Here is a 25,802-nt window from a genome sequence, read left to right on the forward strand (position 1 = left end):
CCGACGACGGCCTCCCGGAGGGACCGCGCCGGTGCCATCCTGAGGGCGTGACCAGCGAGTTCCTGCAGCACCGGCCGCACCCGGCGCTGCGCGGGCTGGTCACCGCCGCCGTCGGCTACGAGCAGCGGGGCCTCGCGCCGGGCACCCACCGCGGCCTGCCCTCCCCCAGCCTCACGCTCGTCGTCACCCTCGACGAGCCGCTCGACGTCGCCGCCCACCCCGACCCCGCGCAGGCGCCCGGCCGCTACGACGCGCTGCTCGGCGGCCTGCACACCACCCCGGCGCTGATCCGGCACCCCGGCCGGCAGAGCGGGCTGCAGCTGTCGCTCACCCCGCTCGGCGCCCGCCGGCTGCTCGGCGTCCCCGCCGGGGAGCTGGCGGCCCTCGACGCCGACCTCGCCGACGTCCTCGGCCCGGCCGGCACCGAGCTGGTCGAGCGGGTCCGGGCGGCGCGGACCTGGGACGCGCGCTTCGCCGCCGCCGAGGACGTGCTGCGGCGGGAGACGCGCCCGGCCGGGACCGCGCCCGAGGTCGCCGAGGCGTGGCGGCTCACCCTCGCCGGGGGCGGGCGGCTGCGGGTCGCCGACGTCGCCCGCCGGGTCGGCTGGTCCGAGCGCCACCTCACCGCCCGGTTCCGCGCCGAGACGGGGCTGGCGCCGAAGGAGGCGGCCCGCGTGGTCCGCTTCGACCGCGCCCGCCGCGCGCTCGCCACCCGCCCGCGGCCCGGCCTCGCCGAACTCGCCGCGGCCACCGGCTACGCCGACCAGGCCCACCTGACCCGCGACTGGCGCGCGTTCACCGGGCTGTCCCCGCTGCGCTGGCTGGCCGCGGAGTTCGGATTCGTCCAAGACGGCGCCCCGGCCCGGGGACCAGGCTCGGCGGCATGACCACACCCGCTCCCACCGTCTGGCCCGCCTTCCGCGCCACCGACGCCCCCGCCCTCGTCCGCTGGCTGGTCGACGTCCTCGGCTTCACCGAGACCCTCGTCGTCCGCGACGGCGACCTCGTCGTCCACGCCGAGCTGGCCTGGCCGCCCGGCGGAGGCGTCATGCTCGGCTCCGTCCGCGACGACGGCGGCTGGCCCGTCCGGCCCGGGGCCAGCGGCGCCTACCTGGTCACCGACGACGTCGCCGCCGTCTGGGCGCGGGTGCAGGCCGCCGGGGCCGAGGTGCTGCGGCCGCTGACCGAGCCCGGGCACGGCGGGAAGGAGTTCTCCGTGCGCGACCCCGAGGGGAACAGCTGGAGCGTGGGCGACTACCCCGGAGCGCCCCGCCGGTGACGGAGGAGGAGGTCCGCGTGCTCGCCCTCGCCCTCCCGGGGGTGACCGAGGCCGACCACCACGGCCGCCCGTCGTTCCGGCTGGGCACCACCGTGCTCGCCACGCTGTGGGCACCGGGCATCCTCAACGTCATGGTCGGGGAGTCGGAGGCGCGCGCGGCCGAGGGCGGCGCGGTCTCGCTGCTGTGGTGGGGGAAGCGGCTCTCGGGCGTGCAGGTGGACCTGGCGGCGGCCGACGAGGCGGCCGTCGCCGACCTGCTGGAGGAGGCCTGGACCCGGCGCGCGCCCGCCCGGCTGCGGCGGGACCGCCCGTGAGCTACCCGAGACCCGTCCCGCTCGTCGGCGACCCGACCTCGGCCGCCGATCGGGCCGGCGACCCCGCCGCCTGGGCCATGCCCGGCGACGCCGCGGGCCTCTACGCCGTCGTCGCCGCGCGCCGCGACGTGCGCCGCTACCGCCCCGACCCGGTGCCCGACGACGTCCTGCGGCGGGTGCTGGCCGCCGGGCACGCGGCACCGTCGGTGGGGCACAGCCAGCCGTGGCGGTTCGTCGTCGTCCGCGACGCGGGTGTCCGCGACCGCGCCGCCGTCCTCACCGACCGCGAGCGGCTGCGCCAGGCCGCGCTGCTGGAGCCCGACGCCGCCCGCCGGCTGCTCGACCTGCAGCTCGAGGGCGTGCGCGAGGCGCCGCTGGGCATCGTCGTCTGCTGCGACCGGCGCACCCCCGCCGCCGGCGTGCTCGGCCGCGCCACCTTCCCCGACGCCGACCTGTGGTCCTGCGCGGCCGCCATCCAGAACCTGTGGCTGGCCGCCCGCGCCGAGGGCCTGGGCATGGGCTGGGTGACGCTGTTCCGCCCCGAGGAGCTCGCCGGGCTGGTCGGCCTCCCCGACGGCGTCGCGACGCTCGGCTGGCTGTGCCTGGGCTGGCCCGACGAGCGCCCGCCCGCCCCCGGGCTCGAGCGGGCCGGCTGGTCGCGGCGGCTGCCGCTGGAGGCCGTCGTCGTGGAGGACCGCTGGCCGGCCGACGACCGCGGCCCGGTCGCACCCCCCTCGCACCTGCGCGCGCCGGGCCGGGAGGACGTCGTCGGTGCCCGCGACGAGGCCGACCGGCTGCTCACCCCGCCCGGGTCGCTCGGCGTCCTCGACCGCGCGGTGGACCGCGTGGTCGCGCTCGGCCGCGGCGACGTCACCGGCGGCACGCTCGTGCTGGCCGCCGCCGACCACCCGGTCGCCGCGCTCGGCGTCTCCGCCTACGGCGGGCACGTCACCCGCGACGTCGTCCGCGCGGCCGTGGCCGGTGCCTCGGTCGGCGCCACGGCCGCGGCGGCGGCGGGGCTGGCGACCGTCGTCGTCGACGCCGGGATCGACGGCGGCCCGCTGCCCGGCACCGTCGGCGCCCGCCCGGCCGGCCCGCGCGGCGACCTCGCCTCCTCCCCCGCGCTCACCGCCGACGACGTGACCCGCCTGCTGGGCGCCGGCCGTGCGCTGGGCGCCGCCCACGGCGGGCTGCTCGCGCTCGGCGAGGTCGGCGTCGGCAACACCACCGTCGCCGCCGCGCTGGCCGCCGCGCTGCTCGGCGCCGACCCCGCCGACGTCACCGGCCTGGGCGCTGGGGCCGACAGCGACGTCCTCGACCGCAAGCGGGCCGTGGTCGCCGCCGCGGTCGCCCGCGCGGGCCGTGACCTCGACCCCGCTGACGCGCTCGCCGAGCTGGGTGGCCCGGAGCTCACCGTGCTGGCCGGTGTGGTCCTCGGTGCCGCGGAGGTCCGCAGCGCCGTGGTCCTGGACGGGTTCGCCGTCTCGGTGGCCGCCCTGGCCGCGGTCCTGCTCGAGCCGGGCGTGCAGGCGTGCCTGGTGGCCGGGCAGCGCAGCCGCGAGCGCGGCCACGGCCTCGTGCTGCAGGCGCTGGGCCTCGAGCCGCTGCTGGACCTGCGGCTGCGCGCCGGCGAGGGCGCCGGCGCCGCGCTGGCCGCCGGGCTGCTGCTCGACGGGCTGCGGGTCCGGCGCACCACCGCCCGCGTGGACTGACCCCCGCCGAGCGGCCAGGATCGGCGTCGTGACCGATCCCCGTGCCGGCCAGCCGGCCTCCCTCGCCGACCTGGTGGACGTCGCCTCGCTGGTGACCGCCTACTACACGCTGGTGCCCGATCCGGCGGAGCCGTCGCAGCGGGTGGCGTTCGGCACCTCGGGGCACCGCGGGTCCTCCTTCGACACCGCGTTCAACGAGGCGCACATCCTCGCCACCACGCAGGCGATCTGCGAGTACCGGGCGCAGCAGGGGTACGACGGGCCGCTGTTCCTCGGCCGCGACACCCACGCCCTGTCCGAGCCGGCCTGGGCCGGCGCGCTGGAGGTGCTGGCCGCCAACGACGTGACCGTCCTGGTCGACGCCGCCGGCCGGTACACGCCGACCCCGGCGGTCAGTCACGCCATCCTCGCGGCCAACCGGGGCAGGAGCAGCGGCCTCGCCGACGGCATCGTCGTCACCCCGTCGCACAACCCGCCCCGCGACGGCGGCTTCAAGTACAACCCGCCGAACGGCGGTCCGGCCGACACCGACGCGACGAAGGTCATCGCCGACCGGGCCAACGAGCTGCTCGCGGCCGGGCTCGACGGCGTCCGGCGGATGCCCTTCGCCCGCGCCCACGCCGCCGTGCAGCGCCACGACTTCCTGGGCGCCTACGTCGACGACCTGCCCGCCGTCCTCGACCTCGACGCCGTCCGCGACGCCGGGGTGCACATCGGCGCCGACCCGCTCGGTGGCGCCGCGGTCGACTACTGGGCCGCGATCGCCGAACGGCACCGCCTCGACCTCACCGTGGTCAACCCGCTGGTCGACCCGACGTGGCGGTTCATGACCCTGGACTGGGACGGGAAGATCCGCATGGACTGCTCGTCGCCGTCGGCCATGGCCTCGCTCATCGGGAAGCGGGCCGACTACGCCATCGCGACCGGCAACGACGCCGACGCCGACCGGCACGGCATCGTCACCCCCGACGCCGGCCTGATGAACCCCAACCACTTCCTCGCCGTGGCGATCTCCTACCTGTTCGCGCACCGCCCGGAGTGGGCCGGGGACGTCGCCGTCGGCAAGACGCTGGTGTCCTCGTCGCTGGTCGACCGGGTGGTCGAGGGGCTCGGGCGGCGGCTGGTGGAGGTGCCGGTCGGGTTCAAGTGGTTCGTCCCCGGCCTGCTCGACGGCACCGTCGGGTTCGGCGGCGAGGAGTCGGCCGGCGCCTCGTTCCTGCGCCGCGACGGGAGCGTGTGGACCACGGACAAGGACGGCATCCTGCTGGCGCTGCTGGCCAGCGAGATCCAGGCGGTGACCGGCAGTTCGCCGTCGCAGCTGCACGCCGAGCTGACCGGCCGCTACGGCGAGTCGGCCTACGCGCGAGTCGACGCCCCGGCCACCCGCGAGCAGAAGGCGGCGCTGGGGAGGCTGTCGCCGTCCGACGTCGCCGCCACCGAGCTGGCCGGCGAGCCGATCACCGCCAAGCTCACCTCGGCACCGGGCAACGGCGCGTCGATCGGCGGGCTGAAGGTGACCACGGAGAACGCCTGGTTCGCCGCCCGCCCCTCGGGCACCGAGGACGTCTACAAGGTCTACGCCGAGTCCTTCCGCGGCCCCGACCACCTCGCGCGGGTGCAAGAGGAGGCCCGCGCGGTGGTGGGCGCCGCGCTGGGCGCATGACGCCGGACACCGCCGGGCTGCTGCAGGAGCTGGTGCGGCGCCGCACCGTCTCCGGCGACGCCGCGGCGCAGCGCGACGTCCTCGGCCTGCTCACCGACGTGCTGCGGGAGCGGGCGCCGCACCTGCAGGTGACCGCCGGCGACGACCCCGACCACCCGTGGACGCTGCTGCGCACCCCGGCCGACCCCGGCCGCCGGAGGCTGCTGTTCGCCTGCCACGTCGACACCGTCCCGGTGCCCGACCCCGGCGCCTGGCAGCGCGACCCGTTCGGCGGCGACCTCGACGCCGGCCGGGTGTGGGGGCGCGGCGCCAGCGACATGGAGGCCGGGGTGGTCGCCGCCGTCACCGCGCTCGCCGCCGCCGACCCGCGGACGCCGGCCGCCCTGCTGCTCACCAGCGACGAGGAGATCGGCTCGCAGGGTGCGGCCGCCGCGGCCGCCGCCGTCGCCGACCTGCCGGTGGGCGCGGTCGTCGTCCCCGAGGCCACCGGCAACCGGGTCGTCCTCGGCCACAAGGGCGCGCTGTGGCTGGCCGTCCGCACCGCCGGCCGGTCCGCGCACGGCAGCACGCCCGAGCTCGGGCACAACGCCGTCCTCGACCTCGCGGCGCTGCTCGCCCGCACCGGCCCGGGCCTGCCGCTGCGCACCGACCCCTTCCTCGGCACCGAGACCTGGAACCCCGGCGTGGTGAGCGGCGGCACGGTGCCCAACGTCGTCCCCGACCGGGCGGAGGTCGTCGTCGACATGCGCACCGTCGCCGACGGCCGGGACCTGCTGCGCTGGTGGCAGGCGCAGCCCGAGGTCGCCGACGTCGAGGTGCGCGTCGACCTGCCGCCCGTCGTCACCCCCGCCGGCGACCCGTGGGTGGCCACGCTGCCGGCACCGGTGCTGCCCACGCCGGCCACCTACTTCACCGACGCCTCCGTGCTGCGGCAGGTGGTGGGCGGCGCCCCGATCGTGGTGTGGGGCCCCGGGACACCGGCGGTGATGCACGCGGTCGACGAGTACGTGGAGCTCGCCGAGGTCGACCAGGCCGCCGCGGCGTTCGCCGACGTCCTCGCGCGCTGGGGAGCCCTCCCCTCCGGGTGAGCGACACGGCCCCGGGGACCCGGCCGGCGCGGGCACGTCGGCAGACTGGAGGCATGACCGGTCAGCCGTACGAGCAGGAGTGGGACGCCGTCCCACCCGGGTCCGCCGTCCCGCCGTACGGCGCGTCCCCTGCTTCCGCCGGGCCGGCGCCCCACGGGCCGCCGCCCGGCACGGTGCCGCCCTCGTACGCCCCGCCCGGGTACGGCCCGGCCTCGTACGGCCCGCCCGGGTACGGCCCGCCGCCGGGGTACGGCTGGGGCCTCCCGCTCGCACCGCCGACGTGGCCGGCCGGGCCCGGGCGCCCGGGCGTGGCCACCGCCGCGGGCGTGCTCGGCATCGTCACCGGCGGCCTGAGCCTGCTGGTGTCCCTGGTCCTCACCGTCGCCGTCCTCAGCGGGGAGGACGACGCCGTCAGCGTGGTGCTCATGCTCGGGCTGCCGTGCGGCGCCGTCCTGATCGCCGGCGGCGTCCGGCTGCTCAACCGGCACTCCCCCACGCTGGTGGTCGCCGCGGCGCTGGCGTCGGTGGCCGTCCTCTTCCTGGCGCTGGCGGTCGGTGCGGGCACGGCCGACGGCTCCGACGTCATCGGGCTGGCCGTCTTCCTGGTCCTCGCCCTTCCCCTGCCGGTGCTCACCGCCGTCTTCGCCCGGCTCCCCGCGACCGTCGGCTGGGCCGCCGCCCGCTGACCCGCCGACGGGGAGGGTCAGCGCCGGCGGGCCTTGTCGGCGTACATGGCCGCGTCGGCCTCCCGGACCACCGCCTCCTGCGCCTGCTCGGGGTCGCTGCCGCCGTCGACCGACCCGATGCCGATGCTCAGCCCGACCCGCACCGTCGTCGGCCCCAGCGTCAGGGTGCCCGTGATCGCCTCGCGCAGCCGGGTGGCCAGGTGCTCGGCGTCGGTGCGCTCGGTGTTCTCGCAGACGACGGCGAACTCGTCGCCGCCGAGCCGCGCCGCCGTGTCGCTGGCCCGCAGCACCGAGGCCAGCCGGTCGGCCACCGTCACCAGGACGGCGTCGCCGGTCGGGTGCCCGTGCCGGTCGTTGACGGCCTTGAAGCCGTCGAGGTCGAGGACCAGCACGCACGTGGGCGTGTGCTCGCGGTGCCCGCGCTCGAGCGCGTGGCGCAGCCGGTCGCGGAACAGCAGCCGGTTCGGCAGCCCCGTGAGCGGGTCGTGCACCGACAGGTGCAGCAGCCGGGCCTCCAGCTCCTTGCGGTCGGTGACGTCCTCGACCACCGTGACCAGGTGGGGCGGGGACCCGCCCGGTGAGCCCTCGACCCACGACGACGTCACCTGCACCGCGACCTCGGTGTCGTCGGGGCGCAGGAGCCGGCACTCGTAGCGCGCGCGGCTGCGGCTCTCCTCCAGCGCGCGCCGCACGGTCACGACGGCGGCGACGTCGTCGGGGTGGGTGACGTCCAGCAGCGACGTCCCCGCGAGCTCCGTGGGCGGACGCCCGAGCAGCTCACCCAGCGCGCGGTTGGCCGCGATCAGCTCCCCGCCCGGCCGGCAGAGCGCGACGCCCATCGGCGAGTTGGTGAAGGCGCTGCCCAGGTCGGGCCCCTCCACCACCGTGCCCACGGCATCGGCGTCGTCCACGGACCACCTCCTGTCTCCTCCCCCCGGTCGATGTGGCGTGTGACCGGGTTGTTCCCAGCCGGTTCCACGTGGAACCCCACGTCGGGGCAGGATGGACCCTCCGGGGCTCGGTGGACAGGGAGACGATCATGACGGCGGACTTCGACCTCGTGCTGCCGACCGCGGTCGACGTCCGTGAGGTCGGCATGCGCGACGGCCTGCAACTGGAGGCGCCGGTCCCGCTGGAGGGCAAGCTGGCGATGCTCGACGCGCTGGTCGCCACGGGGGTGCGCCGCATCGAGGTCACCTCGTTCGTCTCGCCGAAGGCGGTCCCCGCGCTGGCCGACGCCGACCGCGTCGCCGCCGAGCTGTCCCGCTGGCCCGGCGTGCACTGGTCGGCGCTGGTGGCCAACCCGCGGGGCGCCGTCCGGGCCGTCGACGCCGGGATCGCCGACCTGGAGCTCGTCGTGTCCGCCACCGACGGGCACAGCCGCGCCAACGCCGGCCGCTCGACCGCCGAGGCGCTGGCCGGCGTCGGCGAGGTCGCCGGGCTCGCGCACGGCGTCGGCGGGTCGCTGGAGGTCGTCGTCGCCACCGCCTGGGACTGCCCCTTCGACGGCCGGACGCCGATCGCCCGCACCGTCGACGTCTGCCGCGCCGCGGTCACCGCCGGCGCCGACGCGCTGTGCCTGGGCGACACCATCGGCACGACGACGCCGGCCCGGGTCGTGCGGCTGCTCCACGCCGTCCGCCGCGCCTGCCCCGGCACGCCGGTGGCCGTGCACTTCCACGACACCCGCGGCACCGGGCAGGCCAACGCGCTGGCCGCCGTGCAGGCCGGCGTCACCCAGCTCGACGCGTCCGTCGGCGGCCTCGGCGGCTGCCCCTTCGCCCCGGGCGCGAGCGGCAACATCGCGACCGAGGAGCTCGTCTACTGGCTCGAGGACGCCGACGTGCGCACCGGCATCGACCTCGACGCGCTGCTGGCCGCCGCGCGCGTGACCGAGCAGGCCGTCGGCCACGAGCTGCCCAGCTCGCTGTTCCGCGCCGGTGGCCGGTCGGTGCCGCGCGCCGCGGCCGGGAGCCCCGCGTGACCGATCCGGTCGAGGTGATCGACCCGCGCCTGATGCGCGACGTGCTCGGTCACTTCGCCTCCGGCGTCACCGTGGTGACCGCCGACGGCGGGCAGGGGCCGCTGGGCTTCACCTGTCAGTCGTTCAGCTCGCTGTCGCTGGACCCGCCGCTGGTCGCCATCGCCCCGGCGCGCACGTCGACGACCTGGCCGCGGCTGCGCGACGTCGGCCGGTTCTGCGTCAACGTCCTCGCCGAGGACCAGTCCGACCTCTCGGCGGCCTTCGCCCGCTCCGGCACCGACAGGTTCGCCGGCGTCTCCTGGGGGCCCAGCCGGCACGGCTCCCCGGTGCTCGACGGCGTCGTCGCGTGGATCGACTGCACGCTGTGGGCCGAGTACGACGGCGGCGACCACACGATCGTCGCCGCGCGGGTGCTCGACCTCGGCGCCGACCCCGACCGGCGCCCGCTGCTGTTCCACCGCGGCGCCTACGGCCGCGCGGAGGCCGCCGCCGACCGGGCATAGGAAGCGATGCGCACGTCCTGGACGCCAGGACGTGCGCATCGCTTCCCATGCCTCGCCAGGCAGCGGCTGCCTCGCGTCAGCAGAAGCGGACGGCGATCAGGGCGACGTCGTCCCGGCCGTCGAGGGTGCCGCTGACGGCGGCGTCGCACAGCTGCCGCGGCGAGGCCCTGACCGGCGTGGCCGACAGCCGCTCCACCAGCGCCTCGATGCCCTGGTCGAGGTCGGACCCCGGCGTCTCGACCAGGCCGTCGGTGTAGCCGATCAGCGTGGACCCGACCGGCAGCTCCAGGTCCAGCACGTCCCGTCGGGCGTCGGCGTCGACGCCGACCAGCAGCCCCGTGACGCCGTCGACCGACCGCACCCGGCCGTCGGGGGTGCGCAGCACCAGCGGCGGGTGCCCCGCGATGCCCACCTGGGCCTGCCACGGCCCGCCGGGCCGGGACGGGGGGACGGCGCGGACGTAGGCCATCGTCGCCATCGAGGCCACCCGCAGGCCCTGGACCAGGCGGTCGACGCGGGTCAGCACGGTGCCCGGGTCCGGGTCGGGCGCGTCCCACAGGCAGGCGCGGATGAGCCCGCGCAACTGGCCCATGGCCGCGGCCGCGGCGACGTCGTGGCCGACGACGTCGCCCACGACCATCCCCACCGAGCCGTCGGGCAGCTGCAGGAGGTCGTAGAAGTCGCCGCCGACGTCGGCGGCGGTCGACGCGCTGACGTAGTGCGCCGCGGCCTCCAGCCCGGTGATCTCCGGCAGCTCGGGCAGCAGCGAGCGCTGCAGGGTGTCGGCGACGGCGTGCTCCTGCTGGTAGAGCCGCACGTTGTCCATGACCAGCGCCGCGCGGCGGGCGAGGTCCTCGGTCAGCCCGACGTCGTCAGGGGTGAAGGGACGCCCGGGCGAGGTGCGCACGAGCGTGATCGCGCCGCGGGTCCGGCGGCGGGCGACCAGCGGCACGCTCAGCGACGACGCCGCACCGAGCCTCCCGGCGATCTCCTGCGCCACCGGTGAGGCGATCGACGCGTCGAGGTGCTCGGGCAGCCGCTCCACCAGCACCGACCGGGCGGCGGTGATGCTGCGCTGGCTCGGGGAGCCGGCGGGCAGCCGCAGCGCGTGCCCGGCGTCGTAGCGGCGCAGCTCGGTGCGGCCGCGCTCCCGGTCGCGGGAGACCAGCTCGCGGACCTCGCCGGAGGGGTCGACGAGGGTGACGACGACCCAGTCGGCCAGCTGGGGCACGCACAGGGTGGCGAGCCGGTCGAGCAGGTCGCCGACGTCGAGCGTGGCGATGAGCGAGCTGGTCGCCTCGGCCATGAGCGCCAGCCGGCCCTGGGCGTTCTCGGCCTCGCGCTGGGCCTGCTCGGCGTCGGAGCGGGCCTGCTCGGCGACCGCGCGGGCCAGCTCGGCCTCCTCCCGGGCGGTGCGTTCGGCGGCGAACGCGGCCTCGCGCTCGGCCTCCACCCGCACCCGCTCGGTGACGTCGGTCTGCACGCCGACGAAGCTGACCAGCTCTCCCTCACCGTCGAAGACCGGGCTGATGGCGACCTGGTTCCAGAAGGCGGTGCCGTCGCGGCGGTGGTTGAGCAGCGTGACGGTGACGGCCTCCTGGGCCTCCAGCGCCTCGCGCAGCGTCGCCACGACGGCCGGGTCGGTGCTCGGGCCCTGCAGGAAGCGGCAGTTGCGGCCCACCGACTCCTCGTAGGAGTAGCCGGTGATGCGCGAGAAGGACGGGTTGACCCAGACCAGCGGGTCGTCCTCCTGGCGCGGGTCGGTGATGGCGAAGGCGATGTCGGTGGCGACGACGGCCCGCTCGCGCAGCGCCTGCAGCTCGGTGTCGGCGTCGCTCCGGCCCCCGACGCTCTCCACCTCGAGCAGGACGACGAGGGAGAGCTGTTCGGAGTTGCCCGGCTGGGAGAGCGGGAAGCCGGTCACCCACAGCAGCCGGTCGGGGGCGCCGTCGTGGTCCCGGGCGCGGTCACGGTCGGTGCTGCGGCCCGGGAGCAGGCGGACCGCCTCGCCCGTGACCGGCTGGCCCTGGGCCACCACCGAGAGGGGGCCGCTGGTGCGCGCCAGCGGCGCGCCGGCGAGGTCGGTCAGGCCGGCCGAGGCGCCCCAGGTGTCGATGTCGACCGGCAGCCGCACGTTGCCGGCCATCTCCACGGCCGCGGTGTTGGCGTAGGTGACCGCGCCGGTCTTCTGGTCGATGAGCAGCACGGCCACCGGGACGTCGGCCAGGACGGCGGGCAGGGCAGTGCTGGAGGTATGGCCCTCGCCGGGCCGGGAGACGAGCGCGCTGGCGGCGGTGACGAGGCCGGCCTGGCGCTCGCCGTCCGCCGCGCCGGCCACGGCTGCCCGCGCCTCCGGTGGGACGCCGGTGCCGGAGGGCGGCCCCGGCCGCGGCGGTGGTGGCTCGCCTCCCGATCGCACGCAACGAATCTAACCGGAGCCGCAGGCCGGACGCCCGTGCCGCCGTCCGTCCGGGGGACCGCGGTCGTCAGGTGTGCCCGGCTCCCCCGCGGGCACCCCTCCGGGGACGTTCTCGGGAGGGAGACGACATGGGACTGCTCGACCGGCTCCTCGGGCGCCGCCGCGCGCCGGAGCCCGCGCCGTACAGCGGCTACGACGGGTACGCACCTCCCCCGCCGCCCCCGGCACCGCAGACCGCGCGCCCGGCGTCCGGGGAGCGCGCACCGCTCACCGACCAGCAGGCCGTCGAGCGCTACCGCTACCTGCTGCGGACCGCGCCGCCGGACCAGATCGAGCAGGCGCACGCGGAGGCCTTCGGCCAGCTCAGCCCGCAGCAGCGGCAGGAGGTGCTCACCCAGCTCGCCGCGGCCGTGCCGGCGTCGGAGCGGCCCCGCTCCGACGACGCGCAGACCCTGGCGCGGGTGGCGACCCGTGCCGAGCTGCGCCAGCCCGGCACCCTCGAGCGCACCTTCGGCGGCGGCTACGGCCCGGGGTACGGCGCCGGCCCGGGCTACGGGCCCGGCCCCGGCTACGGCCCCGGCTACGGCGGGGGCTACGGCGGTGGCTACGGCCCGCGGATGGGCGGCATGGGCATGGGCGGAATGGGCATCGGCGGCGCGATCGGCGGCAGCCTGCTGGGCACCATCGGCGGCCTGGTCGTCGGCACGGCGGTGGCCGACGCGCTGTTCGACACCGGCCTCGGCGACGGCGGCCTGTTCGGCGGCGGCGACGAGGAGGCCTACGCCGAGGGCTACCAGGACGGCGCGGGTGCCGACGGCGGCGACGCGGTCGGTGACGGCGGTGGGGGCGACTACGCCGCGGCCGACGGCGGGTACGGCGGCGACCCCGGGGGCGACTTCGCCGGCGGGGCCGACAACGGCTACGACGCCGGGGGCGACTTCGGCGGCGGCGATCTCGGCGGCGGCGACTTCGGCGGCGGCGGGGACTTCTGACCGCTCAGCGCCCGGGGCCCGCCGGGGTCCCGGGCGCCGTCCGGCCCAGGTGCCGCAGCCACAGCAGGCCCAGCACCGGCAGCACGAGCGGCACGAAGCCGTAGCCGCGGCCGAAGGCCGACCACACCGTCTCGTCGGGGAACGCCGCCCGGTCCACCAGTGACAGGACGCCGACGACGAGCACGCCGACCAGCTCGACGACGATCGCCACCAGCGCCACGCGGCGCCCACCACGCGCCAGCGCCACGGTGGCGACCACGTACACGGCCGCGGCCAGCGCCGACAGCAGGTAGGCCACGGGCGCCTCGTCGAACCGGGTGGCCAGCTGCACGGCCGCGCGGGCGCCGGCGGCCAGCGCGAACACCGCGTACACGGCGACCAGCACCCGGCCGGGGCCGGCCGCCGTCCCGCCCGGTGCCGTCGCGGCCGGCTCAGGCACCCGGGGCCTCCCACAGCTGGACCAGCCGCCAGACCATCACCAGGGTGACGAGGGCGGCGACGGCGAGCACGGTGCCGGCCCAGCGGCTGGGCTCGGTGCGTGACCACAGCACCCCGGCGACCGGCAGCAGCACCGCGCCGCCGAGGTAGCCGAGGAAGGTCGCCGTCTCCGGCGGCCGCTCCCCGCCGGCCAGCGCCGCCCCGGCGACGACGGCCTGCACGAGCAGGAGGACCTCCAGCACCGCCGCCGCGGCCAGGTGGACGAGACCGATCCGCCGCCGGGCGAGCGTCGAGGCCAGCCCGGCGAGCGCGACGACGACGGCGACCGCCGTGGCCGACCAGACGAGGGTGTCGTTCATCGCCCCCATGATCGCGCCTCCCGCGTGCGAGCCGGTCGCAGGTACGGGGTAGGGCAGGGGGCATGACCGTGCGCGACCTGGTGGTGGACCTGTGCGCCGAGCACCTGGACGTCCTCGGCGGCGACCCGGTGTCCCTGCAGACGCTGGTCGGGCTGCTGGCCGCCTGCGGGGTGGCCGAGCCGAGCACCCGGATGGCCGCGGGGGCGCTGCGCCACGCGGGCTGGCTGACGGCGTCGCGGCGCGGTCGGGAGACGCTGCTCGCCCCGACGGCGCTGCTGCGGGAGTCGGTGACCGCCCGCGACGAGCGGGTCCAGCGGCGCCTCGGCCCGTGGGACGGGCAGTGGCGCATGGTCGTCTACAGCGTCCCGGAGACCGACCGTGCCGCCCGCGAGCGCGTGCGCCGCGGCCTCGCCCGCGCCGGCTTCGGCCCGCTCGCGCCGGCCACCTGGGTGTCGCCGCACGGCTCGGCCCTCACCGAGGTGCACGCCGAGCTGGGCGGCGAGCGCACCTCCCGGCTCGACCTGCTCACCGCCCGCGTCGCCGACCCGCGGCTGTCCGACGGCGAGCTGGCCGCGCGCTGCTGGGACCTGCCCGGCCTGGCCACCGCGTGGTCGCGCGTGCTCGACCGGCTGCGCACCGTCGCGCCGGCGGTGCCCGAGGGCCCGGCCGCGCTCGGGCTGCACCTGCGGCTGCGGGCGGAGATGCGGGCGGTCCTCGCCGGCGACCCGCTGCTGCCCACGGCGCTGCAGCCGGCGGCCTGGCCCGCACGTGACGTCCGCGACGCGTGGGCCGGAACCGGCGCCCGGCTGGCCGCCGCGGCCCGCGCGCACGTCGCCGAGGTGCTGGCCGCCGTCGCTCCCCCGCTCCCCCGCGCCGCGGTGGCGTAGAGGTGCCATCGGCGCGGTGACGGCTCCCCACCCCGGCGCCCTCCGCGCGCGAAGGGCTGCCTACTGGTGGACGCCGGACATGTCGGGGTAGCGGTCGCCCACCGCGGCGCCGACCGGGGCGGCCTCGTCGAGGCGCCGCAGGTCGTCGTCGGTGAGCGCGACGCCGGCCGCCTCGGCGTTCTCCTCGAGGTAGCGCACCCGCTTGGTCCCGGGGATGGGAACCACCGCCGGGTGGCCGTTCCGGTCGCTCTGCGCCATCACCCACGCCAGGGCGAGCTGTGACGCGGTGACGCCCTTCTCGTCGGCGATCGCGCGGACGCTGTCGACCAGGCGCAGGTTCTGCACGAACGCCTCGCCCTGGAACCGCGGGTTGGTGCGGCGCCAGTCGTCGGGCGGGAGGTCGTCGACGCTGCGGATCTGCCCGGTGAGGAACCCGCGGCCGATCGGCGAGTAGGCCACGAAGCCGATGCCCAGCTCGGCGCAGGTGGCCAGGACGCCGTTCTGCTCCGGGTCGCGGCTCCACAGCGAGTACTCGGTCTGCACGGCGCCGACCGGCTGCACCGCGTGCGCCCGGCGGATGGTCTCCGGGGCGGCCTCGGAGATGCCGGCGGCGCGGACCTTGCCCGCCTCGACGAGCTCGCGGAGGGCGCCCCAGGTCTCCTCGACGGGGACCGAGGTGTCCACCCGGTGCTGGTAGTAGAGGTCGATGACGTCGACGCCGAGCCGCTGCAGCGAGGCGTCGCAGGCACGGCGCACGTAGTCGGGCCGGCCGTTGATCCCGCGGAAGGAGCCGTCCTCCTCGCGCTCGTTGCCGAACTTGGTGGCCAGGACCACCTCGTCGCGCCGGCCGGCGATCGCCCTGCCGACCAGCCGCTCGTTGGTGAACGGGCCGTACATGTCGGCGGTGTCGAGGAACGTGACGCCGAGGTCGAGGGCCCGCTGGATCGTGCGCTCGGCCTCGGCCTGGTCGCCGGTGCCGTAGAACTCGCTCATCCCCATGCAGCCCAGCCCCATGGCCGGGACGGACAGGGGACCCAGGGTGCGTGTCTGCATGACCCGCTCCTGCCCGCGCGTTCCCGCCGACAACCCGGTCGGGGTGGGGCCGCCGACCCCTGGCTCAGCCCTCCCGCACCCGCCGCACCGGGCACACCACCGGCGTCCCCGACGTCGGGTCGCGCAGCACCTGCGCCTCCACCCCGTACAGCTCGCGCACCAGAGCGGGGGTGACGACGTCGGCCGGCGGGCCCTCGGCCACCACCCGCCCGGCGCGCATGGCGACCAGGTGGTCGGCGTGCCGGCAGGCGGTGGACAGGTCGTGCAGCACCAGGACGACGGTGCGGCCCCGCGCGGCGAGGTCGTGCACCAGGTCGAGCACCTCCAGCTGGTGGCCGAGGTCGAGCGCGGAGGTCGGCTCGTCGAGCAGCACCACCGCCGTCTCCTGGGCCACGACCATCGCGATCCAGGCCCGCTGGCGCTGGCCGCCGGAGAGGGTGTCCAGCGGCCGGTCGGCGAGGTCGAGCAGGTCGGCGGCGGCCAGCGCGCGGTGCACCGCGGCGGCGTCCCCCGGCGACCACTGGCGCAGCAGGCCCTGGTGGGGGTGCCGGCCGTAGCGGACGAGGTCGCGGACCGTCAGCCCGTCGGGCGCCTCGGCCTGCTGCGGCAGCAGCCCGATCCGCCGGGCGGCGTCGCGGGGGCGCAGCGTGGCCAGGTCGCGGCCGTCGAGCAGTACCGCGCCGCCCTGCGGGCCGTGCACCCGGGCCAGCGCACCCAGCAGCGTCGACTTGCCGCAGCCGTTGGGCCCGACGATCGCCGTCACCCGGCCCGGCGGGAGCCGCAGGTCCAGCGCGTGGACGACGCGGGTGCCGTCGTAGCCCAGGTCCAGCCGCTCGGTCGCGAGGTCGGCGACCTCGACCGCCGGCTCCGCGCTCGGCGCCTCCACGGTGCTCACGGCATCCTCCTCGTCCGGGTCGTCAGCAGCAGCCACAGCAGGTAGGGCCCCCCGACGACGGCGGTGACCAGCCCGGCCGGCAGCTCCAGCGGCGCGGCCACGGTCCGCCCGACCAGGTCGGCCAGCAGCACCACCAGGGCGCCGGCCAGCGCCGACCCGACCACCGGCACCACCCGCGGCCCGGCGGCCTTGCGGGCGATCTCCGGGGCCACCAGCGCGACCAGGCCGAGGGGCCCGGCCACGGCCACCGACAGGCCCGCCGCCACGACCGCCACCGCGACCACCGCCAGCCGGACCCGGCGCACCCGCTGGCCCAGGCCGGTCACCACGGCGTCGGCCAGGCGCAGCAGCCGCAGCTGCCGGCCCAGCACCACCGCGACCGGCAGGACGACGGCCAGCGCCACGGCGAGCACCGCCACCGCCGCCGGGGAGCGGCTGTTGAGGCTGCCGATCGTCCACGGGAAGGCGCGGTTGGCCTCGTCGATCGGCGCCCGCGCGAGCACGAGGTTGGTGACCGAGCCCAGTGCCGCGCCGACGCCGAGCCCCACGACGAGGAAGCGGTAGCCGCGGTGCCCGGTGCCGCCGGCCAGCCCGATGGCCAGCGCCGCCGCGGTCGCCGACCCCACCAGTGCGAAGGCCGACGGCGTGACCGTCGTCGACACCGCCACCACGCTGGCCACGGCGAAGGCGGTCGCGCCGTCGTTGAGCCCGACGGTGTCGGGGGTGGCCAGCCGGTTGCGGGCCAGCGTCTGCAGCAGCACGCCCGCGACGCCCAGGGCGGCCCCGACCGCCAGGCCGGCGGCGATCCGCGGCATCCGCAGCTGCCGGACCAGCAGCAGGTCGCGCGCCTCCCCGACGCCGACCACGGCCGGCAGCGTCCGGCCCAGTGGCACCGAGGCGGTGCCGATCGCCAGCCCGGCCGCCACCGCCGCGACCACCAGGGCGGCGAGCACGGCGGCCGCGACGAACGCCCGGCGGTCGACCAGCAGCGAGCGGTCCCGGAGGGCCAGCCGCCAGGTGCCCGGGGGTGCGCTCGCCAGGGTCGCCGGTGCGGCGGTCACAGCGACGGCATCCGGGTCGAGCGGACGACGGCCACCAGCACCGGCGCCCCGACGAGCGCGGTGACCACGCCCAGCGGCATCTCGTAGGGCCGCACCAGCAGCCGGGAGGCGACGTCGGCGACCAGCACGACGGCAGGCCCGAGCAGCACCGAGACGGCGAGCACCCGCCGCAGGTCCGGGCCGACCAGCGCGCGGGCGAGGAAGGGGACGACCAGGCCGACGAAGGCCACCGGTCCCGCGGCGGCGACCGCGCCGCCCACGAGCAGCGCCACCGCGGCCATGGCCAGGCCGCGCGCCCGGGCCGGGCGGTGCCCCAGGCCGCGGGCGACGTCGTCGCCGAGCGCCAGGGCCGACAGCGGGCGGGCGGCCAGCAGCGCGATCAGCACCCCCGCGCCGAGGACCGGGCCGACCTGGGACAGCGTGCCGAGGTCGCGGCCGGCCACCGATCCGACGGTCCAGAAGCGCACCTCGTCGGACGTGCGCTGGTCCAGCAGCAGGACCACCGACGTCGCCGCGTGCAGCAGGCTCGACAGCGCCGCGCCGGCCAGCACCAGCCGCACGGGGTCGTCCCCGGTGCCGCGCAGCCGGGCGGCGCCGACCGCCAGCAGGCACCCGGCGCCGGCCCCCAGGACGGCGACCCAGGGGCCCAGCGCGGCCGCGCTCGCACCGGAGGCGATGACGAGGACGACGGCGAACGACGCGCCGGCGCTGACGCCCAGCAGCCCGGGCTCGGCGAGCGGGTTGCGCGCGGCGGTCTGCAGCACGGCCCCGGCCACGCCGAGTGCGACGCCCACCGCCACGGCGACCACCGTCCGCGGCAGGCGCAGCTGCAGCACGGCGAAGGACGCGTCGTCGTCGCCGGCGCCGAGCAGGACGGGGAGCGCCCGGCCGGGCCCGACCTCCCCGGCGCCGAACAGCAGGCTCGCCAGCACGGTGAGGGCCAGTGCGGCGCCGCCCCAGAGCAGTCCCCGGGAGAGCCGCGAGGCGGCTGCGGGCGCGTCCCCGGCGGGGTCGCCACGGCCAGGAGCGCCCACCACGAGCCGGTCGTCCACGTCCGTCCTCCCCCGGCCCCACCCCTGCGGAGCGCTGGTTAGGACAGGCTAACCTACCGGCTCGGCACCGACGGACGGTGCCGTCCGCATACGGGAGGAACCACCGTGAACCACCTGCCCCGAGCGCGCCGGCGCCCGGTCCTGTCGACCGCCGTCCTGGCGGCGACCGCCCTGGTCCTGACCGCCTGCGGGGGCGGGTCGTCCGAGGCCACGGACACCTCGGAGGCGGCCGCCGCCGAGGACACCACGGTGGCCACCGCCTTCGGCGACGTCGCCGTCCCCGCCGACCCGGAGCGGGTCGTGACCCTCGCCGAGTCCGCGCTCGACGTCTCGCTGGCCGTCGGCGTCACCCCGGTGGGCACCACCGCGAGCCGGGGCGGGGACACCGCGCCGGCCTACCTGGGCGAGGACGCCGCCGGCATCCCGATCGTCGCGACCGTCGCCGAGCCCAACCTGGAGGCCGTGCTCGAGGCGCAGCCCGACGTCATCCTCGCCTCGGCCGGTCTCGCGCAGGAGCAGTACGACGCGCTGACCGCCATCGCGCCGACCGTGGTGCCCGAGGGCGGTACCGGCGGGGACTGGCAGGCGCCGCTGCACACCTACGCCGAGGCCCTCGGTGCCGACGACGAGCTGACCGCCGCCCTCGACGACGTCACCGCCCGCGCCGAGGCGCTGGCCGGGCAGGGCGCGCTCGAGGGCAGCGCCGCCGTGGTGCGCTGGATGGACAACGGCCCGGTGCTCATGAACTCCGCGCTGATGCCCGGCTCGCTGCTGCAGGCCGCGGGCGCCACCCCGGTGCAGGCCGCCGCCGACCTCGGCAGCCGGCCGCACAGCGACCCGCTCTCGCTGGAGAACCTCGGCCAGGTCGACGCCGACCGGCTCTTCCTCGCCGCCTTCGGCGCCGACGGCACCGGCGCGCTGGACGCCGCACGCACCCAGCCGGCGTTCACCCAGCTCTCGGCCGTGCAGGGCGGGGCGACCACCGAGGTGAACGGCTCCGTGTGGAGCAGCGCCGCCGGCCCGATCGCGGCCGACCTGGTGATGGACGACATCGAGGCCGCCGTCTCCTGACGCTCCTCCGGCGACGGTGTGCGCTCGCGTGCGGTTCCCCGCCCCCGGACCGCACCCCGGCGCACGCCATCGGCCCGGGTGTCGCCGAGCCGGCTCCTGGGCCGCCACCAGACGTGGTCCGCGGTGTCCTCCCGTCGCACGACGGTGTGCGCCGGCGGGCAGTCCTCCGCCTCCGGACTGCACCTCCGCGCCCAGCGTCACTCGGGGTCCGGGTGGGCTGGACTCCGGACCGGCGCCGAGTGATCTGTCGTGCCATCGTGCCTCTGAGCTGCGGAAATGTCGCACCCCCTCCGTAGCTTCGGGGTCGTGCAGGAGGTCGCCGGTCACGTGTCGCGCTTCGAGCGTGCGCTGGCCGGCTGGCTCGTCGAGCAGCCGGTGCGGGTGTCGCGGCTGCCGGTGGGAGTGCTCTCTCGGAAGCAGAAGGCCGCAGAGCTGGCCCGGCTGCAGGCGCGCAAGGCGATGGACGCCGCGTACGAGGCCGAGCTGGTGCTGGGCCTCGCCGACGACTCCCCTGATGACGACGACCCGCCGCCCGGCACCCCCGGCGCCCGGTCCTGGAAGCCGGACACCGAGCTGCCAGGGGTGTCGGAGTTCTTCACCGCCGAGCTGGCGATGGTGCTCAACTGCGGCCGGGTGGCGGCGGCGAAGCTGGCCCACCGGGCGTGGACGTTGCGTGAGTCGCTGCCGGGTACCTGGGCGGCGCTGGCGGTCGGCGCGCTGGACGAGTACCGCGCCCGCATCCTGGTCGAGGCGCTGGAACACGCCGAGCCCGCGCTGGCGCGGCGGGTGGAGGCCCGGCTGCTGCCCGAGGCCGCCCGGCTGAACGCGGGGAAGCTGAAGAAGCGGGCGCTGGAGCTGCTGCTGCAGTTGGACCCCGACGCGGGTAAGCGCCGCCGGGAGCAGGCGACGCGGCGCGCCGACGTGCGGGTGTACCCCTCGCCGGAGGAGGGGATGGCCACCCTCGCCGCGGACCTGCCCGCCGACGTCGCCGCCGCCTGCCACGCGGTGGTCGACCAGCTGGCGCGGATGCCGAAGGCCGACGGCGACCCCCGGCCGATCGGGCAGCTGCGCACCGAGGTGTTCGCCGACCTGCTGCTGCGACCGTGGGACACCAGCCGCCCGCCGGTGACGGCGCGGCTGCAGGTCATCGCGACACTCGCCTCCCTCGCCGGCCGGAGCACCGAGGCCGGTGAGGTCGACGGGCTGCCCATCACCGCCGCCCACCTGCGCGAGTTGCTGCGCCGGCTCGACGCCCTCGGCGTGCAGGCACCCGACGGCGGCTCGGTCGCGGTGGCGGTCACCGACGACGACGGCACGCTGCGGGCAACCACCAGGCTGGACCGATTGCGCCGGCTGCCCCGCCGCGGCTGCACCCAGCACCCCGACGAGCAGTGCGGCTGCGCGGTGCTCGACCGGCCGGCGGCGAAGGACGGCTACACCCCTACCGCCGACCAGCAGGCGTTCGTGCACGTCCGGGACCGCAGCTGCCGCTTCCCCACCTGCGGCCAGCGGGTGGGGTGGGCCGACGCCGACCACGTCATCCCGCACGCGACAGGTGGCCCGACCGACTGCGCCAATCTGTGCTGCCTGTGCCGCTCCCACCACGCCTCAAGACCTTCGCCCGCGGCTGGCGGTTCACCATGGGCGACGACGGCACGCTCACCGTCACCACTCCGTCCGGGATCACCCGCACCACCCGCCCACCGGGCATGCGACCACCCGAGTCACCATCCGACAGGGCCGGACCACCCCCCGACCCGACATCCGAGACCGACGACGACCCGCCCCCGTTCTGACGCGCTCTCACGCCCAGCGGGCGAGTGCGGTGGTGGTCCCCGGCGCCACCACGGTGAAGCCCGCGTCCACCACCTCGACGCCGGCCAGGAGACGCAGCCGCGCCCAGCGGGTCGTGTCCGGGTGCTCGACCACGACCGGGAAGCCGGCTCCGGACCAGGCCGCCAGCCGACCTGCGGGCATCCGCAGGGCCGTCAGCTGCGCGGCGTGGCCGCACGCCGCCGCGGCCTTGCCCAGCGGCAGGAACGGCTCGGGGGCGACCGACACCACCACGGCGCCGCCGGGCACCGGGTCGACCGCCGCGCTCGCGTCCGGGTCGTCGAGCTCGCTGCCCGACAGTTGCAGCACCGCCACCTCGCGGGGCAGCGCGTCCAGCGCGGTCGGCACCAGCGCTCGCACCTCGGCGCCGGCCTCCGACACGGTCACGCCGGGCAGCGCCGCCACCCGCTCCCAGGCCACACCCCGCGCCCGCCGGCAGTGCTTGCGGATCGCACCGTCGGTCCACCGCCGCACCCGCGGGTACCACTCGCCCCCCGGCTGCGCCCGCTCGTCGGCGAGCAGCCGCACGACCGCTCCGGCCGCCGCCGCGCACACCGCCGTCCGGGTCGGCGGGGCGCGCCGCTCGACCCGCGCCACCAGCTGCATCGCCCAGGGCGCCTCGCCCTCCGGGTCCGCGTGCACGGCCCCACCCTGCCCTGGCGCTCCCCCCACCCCGCGGGCCGGTTCCACGTGGAACGGCCGTGTTGCGTCGGTGTGACGATCATCCCGAGGCGCTGCAGCGCACAGGGACCTGCGGTTGGATCGAAGCCATGTGCGGCCTCTCCGGCGAGATCAGGTTCGACGGCTCCCTGGCCGACACCACCGCGGTCGCGCGGATGGTCGAGGCCCTCGTCCCCCGCGGGCCCGACGGGCAGGGCCAGTGGAGCTCCGGCCGCGTGGCGTTCGGCCACCGCCGACTGTCGGTCATCGACCTGTCGGCCAGCGGCTCCCAGCCCATGGTCGACAGCGAGCTCGGGCTCGAGGCGGTCTTCAACGGCTGCATCTACGACTACAAGGAGCTGCGCGCCGAGCTCGAGGGCCACGGCTACCGGTTCTTCTCCACCAGCGACACCGAGGTCCTGCTCAAGGGCTACCACCACTGGGGCCTCGACTTCGTCGACCACCTGCACGGCATGTTCGTCGTCGTCATCCACGAGCGCGACACCGGTCGGGTGGTCATGGCCCGCGACCGTCTGGGCATCAAGCCGCTCTACCTCGCCGAGACGCCGGGCCGGCTGCGGTTCGCCTCCTCCCTGCCGGCCCTGCTGCGCGCCGGCGACGTCGACACCTCCATCGACCCGGTCGCGCTGCACCACTACCTGACCTGGCACGCCGTCGTCCCGGCGCCGCGCACGCTGCTCAACGGCGTCCGCAAGCTCCCGCCGGCCACCGTCCGCGTCCTCGAGGCCGACGGCACCAGCCGCGAGCACCGCTACTGGGAGCCCACCTACGAGCGCCGCGCCGAGCACTCCGGCTGGTCGGCGCGCGACTGGGAGGACGCGATCGAGGAGGCGCTGCGGGTCGCCGTCCGCCGTCGCCTGGTCTCCGACATCCCCGTCGGCGTCCTGCTGTCGGGCGGCCTGGACTCCAGCCTGATCGTCGGCCTGCTGGCCCAGGAGGGGCAGACCGGCCTGGCCACCTACTCGATCGGCTTCGAGACCGTCGGCGGGCACGCCGGCGACGAGTTCCGCTACTCCGACGTGATCGCCGAGCGGTTCGAGACCGACCACCACCGCATCCGGGTCTCCTCCGACGAGCTGGCCGCCGCGCTCGGCCACGCCATCGGCGCGATGGCCGAGCCGATGGTCAGCCACGACGTCGTCGCCTTCGACCTGTTGAGCGAGCGGGTCAGCCAGTCGATCCGCGTCGTGCAGTCCGGCCAGGGCGCCGACGAGGTGTTCGCCGGCTACCATTGGTACCCGCCGCTGGCCGACGTCGGCCGCGAGGAGGCCGTCGAGCGCTACGCGCGTTCGTTCTTCGACCGGCGGGCCGACGACATGCGCGCCCTGGTGGGCGAGCGCTACGCCCTCGACGGCGACCCGAGCCTGGACTTCGTCCGGGACCACATGTCCCGCGCCGGCGCGCAGACCGCCGTCGACGCCGCCCTGCGCCTCGACAGCGAGGTCATGCTCGTCGACGACCCGGTCAAGCGGGTGGACAACATGTCCATGGCCTGGGGCCTGGAGGCCCGCGTGCCCTTCCTCGACCACGACCTGGTGGAGCTGGCCGCGGCCTGCCCGCCGGAGCTCAAGCTGGCCGACGGCGGCAAGGGCGTGCTCAAGGCCCTCGGCCGCCGGATCATCCCGCCGGAGGTCATCGACCGGCCCAAGGGCTACTTCCCGGTGCCGGCGATCACCCACCTCGAGGGCAAGGTGCTCGGCCTGGTGAAGGACGCGCTGTCCAGCGAGGCGGCGCGGGAGCGCGCGCTGTTCCGCCCCGAGTACGTCTCCCGGCTGCTCGACGACCCCAACGGCGAGCTCACGCCGCTGCGCGGCAACAAGCTCTGGCAGCTGGGCCTGCTGGAGCTGTGGCTGCAGGGCCACGGGGTCTGAGGAGGGATCCGTGGCCACGCCCCGGCTCGCCGGACTGCGCCGCCGCCCCGTCGCCGCGCCGCACGTCCCGGACCTGACGCGGCGCAGTTGGCAGAAGCCCTCGGAGCACGAGCTCGAGGGCATGGACACCGACGTCGTCCTCGACCTGGCGTGGGGCCGGCTGGTGTTCGGGCAGACCTTCGCCGAGATGCGGCACATCCTCGACGCGCTGCGGGCCGAGGGCGCCGGCCAGCGCGACATCTGCATCTACGCCCGCGACCCGCACGTGCTCGTCGGCCTCGCGCCCGACGAGCTGTTCATCGACCCCAGCTACACCTACCGGCTCGACCTCCACCGCTACCGCGCGCGGCCCGAACTGATCCGCGGCGTGTTCGTCCGGACGGTGACCGCGCTGGAGGAGATGCAGGCGATCAACGAGATCTACGCCCGCAACGGCATGGTGACCGGTGACCCCGAGGTCATGTGGGCCAACCACCGCACCCGCTGCTTCACCTACCTCGTCGCCGAGGACACGCGGACCCGCGCCATCGTCGGCACGGTCACCGGTGTCGACCACGTGCTCGCCTACGGCGACCCCGAGGGCGGCACCAGCCTGTGGTGCCTGGCGGCGGACGTGCAGAGCGCTCCGGCGGGCACCGGTGAGGCGCTGGTGCGGGTGCTGGCCGAGCGCTACGTCGGCCGGGGCCGCTCCTACGTCGACCTCTCGGTCATGCACGACAACTCCGCGGCGATCGCGCTGTACCGCAAGCTCGGCTTCGTCCGCGCGCCCGCCGTCTGCGTCAAGCGCAAGAACCCGATCAACACGCCGCTGTTCGCCCCCCGCCCGCCGGGCCTGGAGCGGCTCAACCCCTACGCGCGGATCATCGCCGACGAGGCGCTGCGCCGCGGCATCCGCGTCGAGGTGACCGACGCCGAGTTCGGCGAGATGCGGCTGTCCTTGGGCGGCCGGCGCGTGCTCACCCGCGAGTCGCTGTCGGAGTTCACCACCGCGGTCGCGATGAGCCGGTGCGACGACAAGCGGGTCACCCGGCGCATCGTCGCCGACGCCGGCGTCCGGGTCCCCCGCGGGGTCACGGTGCCCGAGGACGACCTCGGCCCCGCGCGCGACCTGCTGGCCGACTGCGGGGAGCTGGTGGTCAAGCCCGCCCGCGGGGAGCAGGGCAAGGGCATCACCGTGGGGGTCGAGACGGAGGGCGAGCTCGAGCGCGCGGTCGCCGCCGCCCGGCTGTTCTGCCCCGACGTGCTGGCCGAGGAGCTCGTCCCCGGCGACGACCTGCGCGTCGTCGTCATCGACCACCAGGTGGTCGCCGCCGCGGTCCGCCGGCCGGCCGAGGTGGTCGGCGACGGCCGCCGCACGGTCACCGAGCTCGTCCGGACCGTCAGCCGGCGCCGGGAGCGGGCCACCGGCGGCGAGTCGCGCATCCCGCTCGACGACACGACCACCGACGTCGTCCGCGCCGCCGGGTACGCCATGGACGACGTCCTGCCCGACGGCGAGCGGCTGCGCGTGCGGCGGACGGCGAACCTGCACACCGGTGGCACCATCGAGGACGTCACCGACCGGCTGCACCCCGACATCGCCGCCGCGGCGGTCCGGGCCAGCCGTGCCATCGGCATCCCCGTCACCGGCATCGACTTCCTGGTGCCCGCCGTCGACGGTCCCGACGCCGTCTTCGTCGAGGCGAACGAGCGCCCGGGGCTGGCCAACCACGAGCCGCAGCCCACCGCCGCGCGCTTCGTCGACCTGCTCTTCCCCGAGACCCGCCGCCGCTGACGGGAGTCCCCCGACGGGAGGCCCGCTGGCAGGAAAAGGCGAACTCTGGTTCACTGGTCGGCAGGAGGGGAGTATCCCCACAGCGCGACCGTCGTCAGTACGTCCCCGCAGGAGGGGTCCGGCGGAGCGGGCCCGGGAACGGGTCGGGAGAGACCTCCGGTTGGTGCTCACCGACTGGAGGCAAGAC

The 25,802-nt window shown here is 76.9% G+C and carries 23 protein-coding genes and 1 pseudogene; 15 read left to right on the forward strand and 9 right to left on the reverse strand.

Annotation, left to right across the window (positions count from 1 at the left end; genetic code table 11):
* The first annotated feature begins 47 nt into the window (after nt 1–47).
* Genes BM165_RS12915 through BM165_RS12945 form a run of 7 tightly spaced genes read left to right on the forward strand, consistent with a single transcriptional unit; the run spans nt 48 to nt 6,742 of the window.
* Nucleotides 48–887 (forward strand): AraC family transcriptional regulator, encoded by an 840-nt coding sequence (locus BM165_RS12915; protein ID WP_075013959.1) that lies wholly within the window; start codon nt 48–50, stop codon nt 885–887.
* On the forward strand, nt 884–1,279 hold the full coding sequence (locus tag BM165_RS12920) for a VOC family protein (RefSeq protein WP_075013960.1): 396 nt from the start codon (nt 884–886) through the stop codon (nt 1,277–1,279). The genes BM165_RS12915 and BM165_RS12920 overlap by 4 nt, the downstream gene beginning before the upstream one ends.
* A 17-nt stretch (nt 1,280–1,296) precedes the next feature.
* Nucleotides 1,297–1,593, forward strand: a complete 297-nt coding sequence (locus tag BM165_RS12925) for a hypothetical protein (RefSeq protein ID WP_208976731.1) — start codon at nt 1,297–1,299, stop codon at nt 1,591–1,593.
* Entirely contained in the window at nt 1,590–3,305 is a 1,716-nt protein-coding gene (gene bluB / locus BM165_RS12930) for a 5,6-dimethylbenzimidazole synthase (RefSeq protein WP_075013962.1), read from the forward strand. The genes BM165_RS12925 and bluB overlap by 4 nt, the downstream gene beginning before the upstream one ends.
* Nucleotides 3,306–3,333: 28 nt before the next feature.
* Nucleotides 3,334–4,968, forward strand: a complete 1,635-nt coding sequence (pgm, locus tag BM165_RS12935) for a phosphoglucomutase (alpha-D-glucose-1,6-bisphosphate-dependent) (protein ID WP_075013963.1) — start codon at nt 3,334–3,336, stop codon at nt 4,966–4,968.
* Nucleotides 4,965–6,056 carry a M20 family metallopeptidase gene (locus tag BM165_RS12940; protein ID WP_075013964.1) on the forward strand — a complete coding sequence of 364 codons (1,092 nt, stop codon included), beginning with the start codon at nt 4,965–4,967 and terminating at the stop codon, nt 6,054–6,056. The genes pgm and BM165_RS12940 overlap by 4 nt, the downstream gene beginning before the upstream one ends.
* A gap of 53 nt (nt 6,057–6,109) precedes the next feature.
* A complete protein-coding gene (locus BM165_RS12945) occupies nt 6,110–6,742 on the forward strand; it encodes a hypothetical protein (protein ID WP_075013965.1) in 633 nt (210 codons plus the stop codon).
* Between the two features lie 17 nt (nt 6,743–6,759).
* Here BM165_RS12945 and BM165_RS12950 read toward each other — a convergent pair whose 3' ends face one another.
* Entirely contained in the window at nt 6,760–7,653 is an 894-nt protein-coding gene (locus BM165_RS12950; protein WP_075013966.1) for a sensor domain-containing diguanylate cyclase, read from the reverse strand.
* 128 nt (nt 7,654–7,781) lie between these two features.
* Here BM165_RS12950 and BM165_RS12955 point away from each other — a divergent pair, with 128 nt between their 5' ends.
* Both BM165_RS12955 and BM165_RS12960 read left to right on the forward strand, forming a co-directional pair.
* On the forward strand, nt 7,782–8,726 hold the full coding sequence (locus tag BM165_RS12955) for a hydroxymethylglutaryl-CoA lyase (RefSeq protein ID WP_075014207.1): 945 nt from the start codon (nt 7,782–7,784) through the stop codon (nt 8,724–8,726).
* Entirely contained in the window at nt 8,723–9,229 is a 507-nt protein-coding gene (locus BM165_RS12960) for a flavin reductase family protein (protein WP_244274209.1), read from the forward strand. The genes BM165_RS12955 and BM165_RS12960 overlap by 4 nt, the downstream gene beginning before the upstream one ends.
* Before the next feature lie 76 nt (nt 9,230–9,305).
* Here the strand turns inward: BM165_RS12960 and BM165_RS12965 are convergent, their stop codons facing one another.
* A complete protein-coding gene (locus BM165_RS12965) occupies nt 9,306–11,567 on the reverse strand; it encodes a GAF domain-containing SpoIIE family protein phosphatase (RefSeq protein WP_075013967.1) in 2,262 nt (753 codons plus the stop codon).
* A gap of 209 nt (nt 11,568–11,776) precedes the next feature.
* On the opposite strand from BM165_RS12965, the gene BM165_RS12970 reads away from it, so the two are divergent.
* Complete coding sequence (locus BM165_RS12970) at nt 11,777–12,640, forward strand: hypothetical protein (RefSeq protein ID WP_075013968.1); 864 nt, start codon at nt 11,777–11,779, stop codon at nt 12,638–12,640.
* Nucleotides 12,641–12,644: 4 nt separating this feature from the next.
* On the opposite strand, the gene BM165_RS12975 is transcribed toward BM165_RS12970, so the two are convergent.
* Together BM165_RS12975 and BM165_RS12980 are read right to left on the reverse strand one after the other, a co-directional pair.
* On the reverse strand, nt 12,645–13,079 hold the full coding sequence (locus BM165_RS12975) for a hypothetical protein (protein WP_075013969.1): 435 nt from the start codon (nt 13,077–13,079) through the stop codon (nt 12,645–12,647).
* Nucleotides 13,072–13,437: a hypothetical protein gene (locus BM165_RS12980; RefSeq protein ID WP_075014209.1), complete on the reverse strand. Its 366-nt coding sequence runs from the start codon at nt 13,435–13,437 to the stop codon at nt 13,072–13,074. The genes BM165_RS12975 and BM165_RS12980 overlap by 8 nt, the downstream gene beginning before the upstream one ends.
* Before the next feature lie 62 nt (nt 13,438–13,499).
* Between BM165_RS12980 and BM165_RS12985 the strand changes: the two genes are divergently transcribed.
* Nucleotides 13,500–14,324 (forward strand): PaaX family transcriptional regulator C-terminal domain-containing protein, encoded by an 825-nt coding sequence (locus BM165_RS12985; RefSeq protein ID WP_075013970.1) that lies wholly within the window; start codon nt 13,500–13,502, stop codon nt 14,322–14,324.
* 60 nt (nt 14,325–14,384) lie between these two features.
* Here the strand turns inward: BM165_RS12985 and BM165_RS12990 are convergent, their stop codons facing one another.
* The 4 genes from BM165_RS12990 to BM165_RS13005 form a co-directional block, all read right to left on the reverse strand.
* Nucleotides 14,385–15,377: an aldo/keto reductase gene (locus tag BM165_RS12990; RefSeq protein ID WP_075013971.1), complete on the reverse strand. Its 993-nt coding sequence runs from the start codon at nt 15,375–15,377 to the stop codon at nt 14,385–14,387.
* 64 nt (nt 15,378–15,441) lie between these two features.
* Complete coding sequence (locus BM165_RS12995) at nt 15,442–16,272, reverse strand: ABC transporter ATP-binding protein (RefSeq protein WP_244274210.1); 831 nt, start codon at nt 16,270–16,272, stop codon at nt 15,442–15,444.
* On the reverse strand, nt 16,269–17,333 hold the full coding sequence (locus tag BM165_RS13000; protein WP_075013972.1) for an iron chelate uptake ABC transporter family permease subunit: 1,065 nt from the start codon (nt 17,331–17,333) through the stop codon (nt 16,269–16,271). Before BM165_RS13000 ends, BM165_RS12995 begins: the two co-directional genes overlap by 4 nt.
* On the reverse strand, nt 17,330–18,385 hold the full coding sequence (locus BM165_RS13005; protein WP_244274211.1) for a FecCD family ABC transporter permease: 1,056 nt from the start codon (nt 18,383–18,385) through the stop codon (nt 17,330–17,332). Before BM165_RS13005 ends, BM165_RS13000 begins: the two co-directional genes overlap by 4 nt.
* Nucleotides 18,386–18,490: 105 nt before the next feature.
* Here BM165_RS13005 and BM165_RS13010 point away from each other — a divergent pair, with 105 nt between their 5' ends.
* Together BM165_RS13010 and BM165_RS25700 are read left to right on the forward strand one after the other, a co-directional pair.
* Entirely contained in the window at nt 18,491–19,456 is a 966-nt protein-coding gene (locus tag BM165_RS13010; protein ID WP_083427318.1) for an ABC transporter substrate-binding protein, read from the forward strand.
* A 612-nt stretch (nt 19,457–20,068) separates the two neighbouring features.
* A pseudogene (locus tag BM165_RS25700) lies at nt 20,069–20,638 on the forward strand (DUF222 domain-containing protein); the annotation flags it as partial.
* A 621-nt stretch (nt 20,639–21,259) separates the two neighbouring features.
* On the opposite strand, the gene BM165_RS13020 reads toward BM165_RS25700, so the two are convergent.
* Nucleotides 21,260–21,931, reverse strand: a complete 672-nt coding sequence (locus tag BM165_RS13020) for a hypothetical protein (RefSeq protein ID WP_083427319.1) — start codon at nt 21,929–21,931, stop codon at nt 21,260–21,262.
* A 128-nt stretch (nt 21,932–22,059) separates the two neighbouring features.
* Here BM165_RS13020 and BM165_RS13025 point away from each other — a divergent pair, with 128 nt between their 5' ends.
* Nucleotides 22,060–23,841: an N-acetylglutaminylglutamine amidotransferase gene (locus tag BM165_RS13025; RefSeq protein ID WP_075013973.1), complete on the forward strand. Its 1,782-nt coding sequence runs from the start codon at nt 22,060–22,062 to the stop codon at nt 23,839–23,841.
* A gap of 10 nt (nt 23,842–23,851) precedes the next feature.
* A complete protein-coding gene (ngg, locus tag BM165_RS13030; protein WP_075013974.1) occupies nt 23,852–25,615 on the forward strand; it encodes an N-acetylglutaminylglutamine synthetase in 1,764 nt (587 codons plus the stop codon).
* Nucleotides 25,616–25,802 lie beyond the last annotated feature (187 nt).

This window comes from Geodermatophilus obscurus, assembly GCF_900115395.1.
Lineage (GTDB): Bacteria > Actinomycetota > Actinomycetes > Mycobacteriales > Geodermatophilaceae > Geodermatophilus > Geodermatophilus obscurus_B.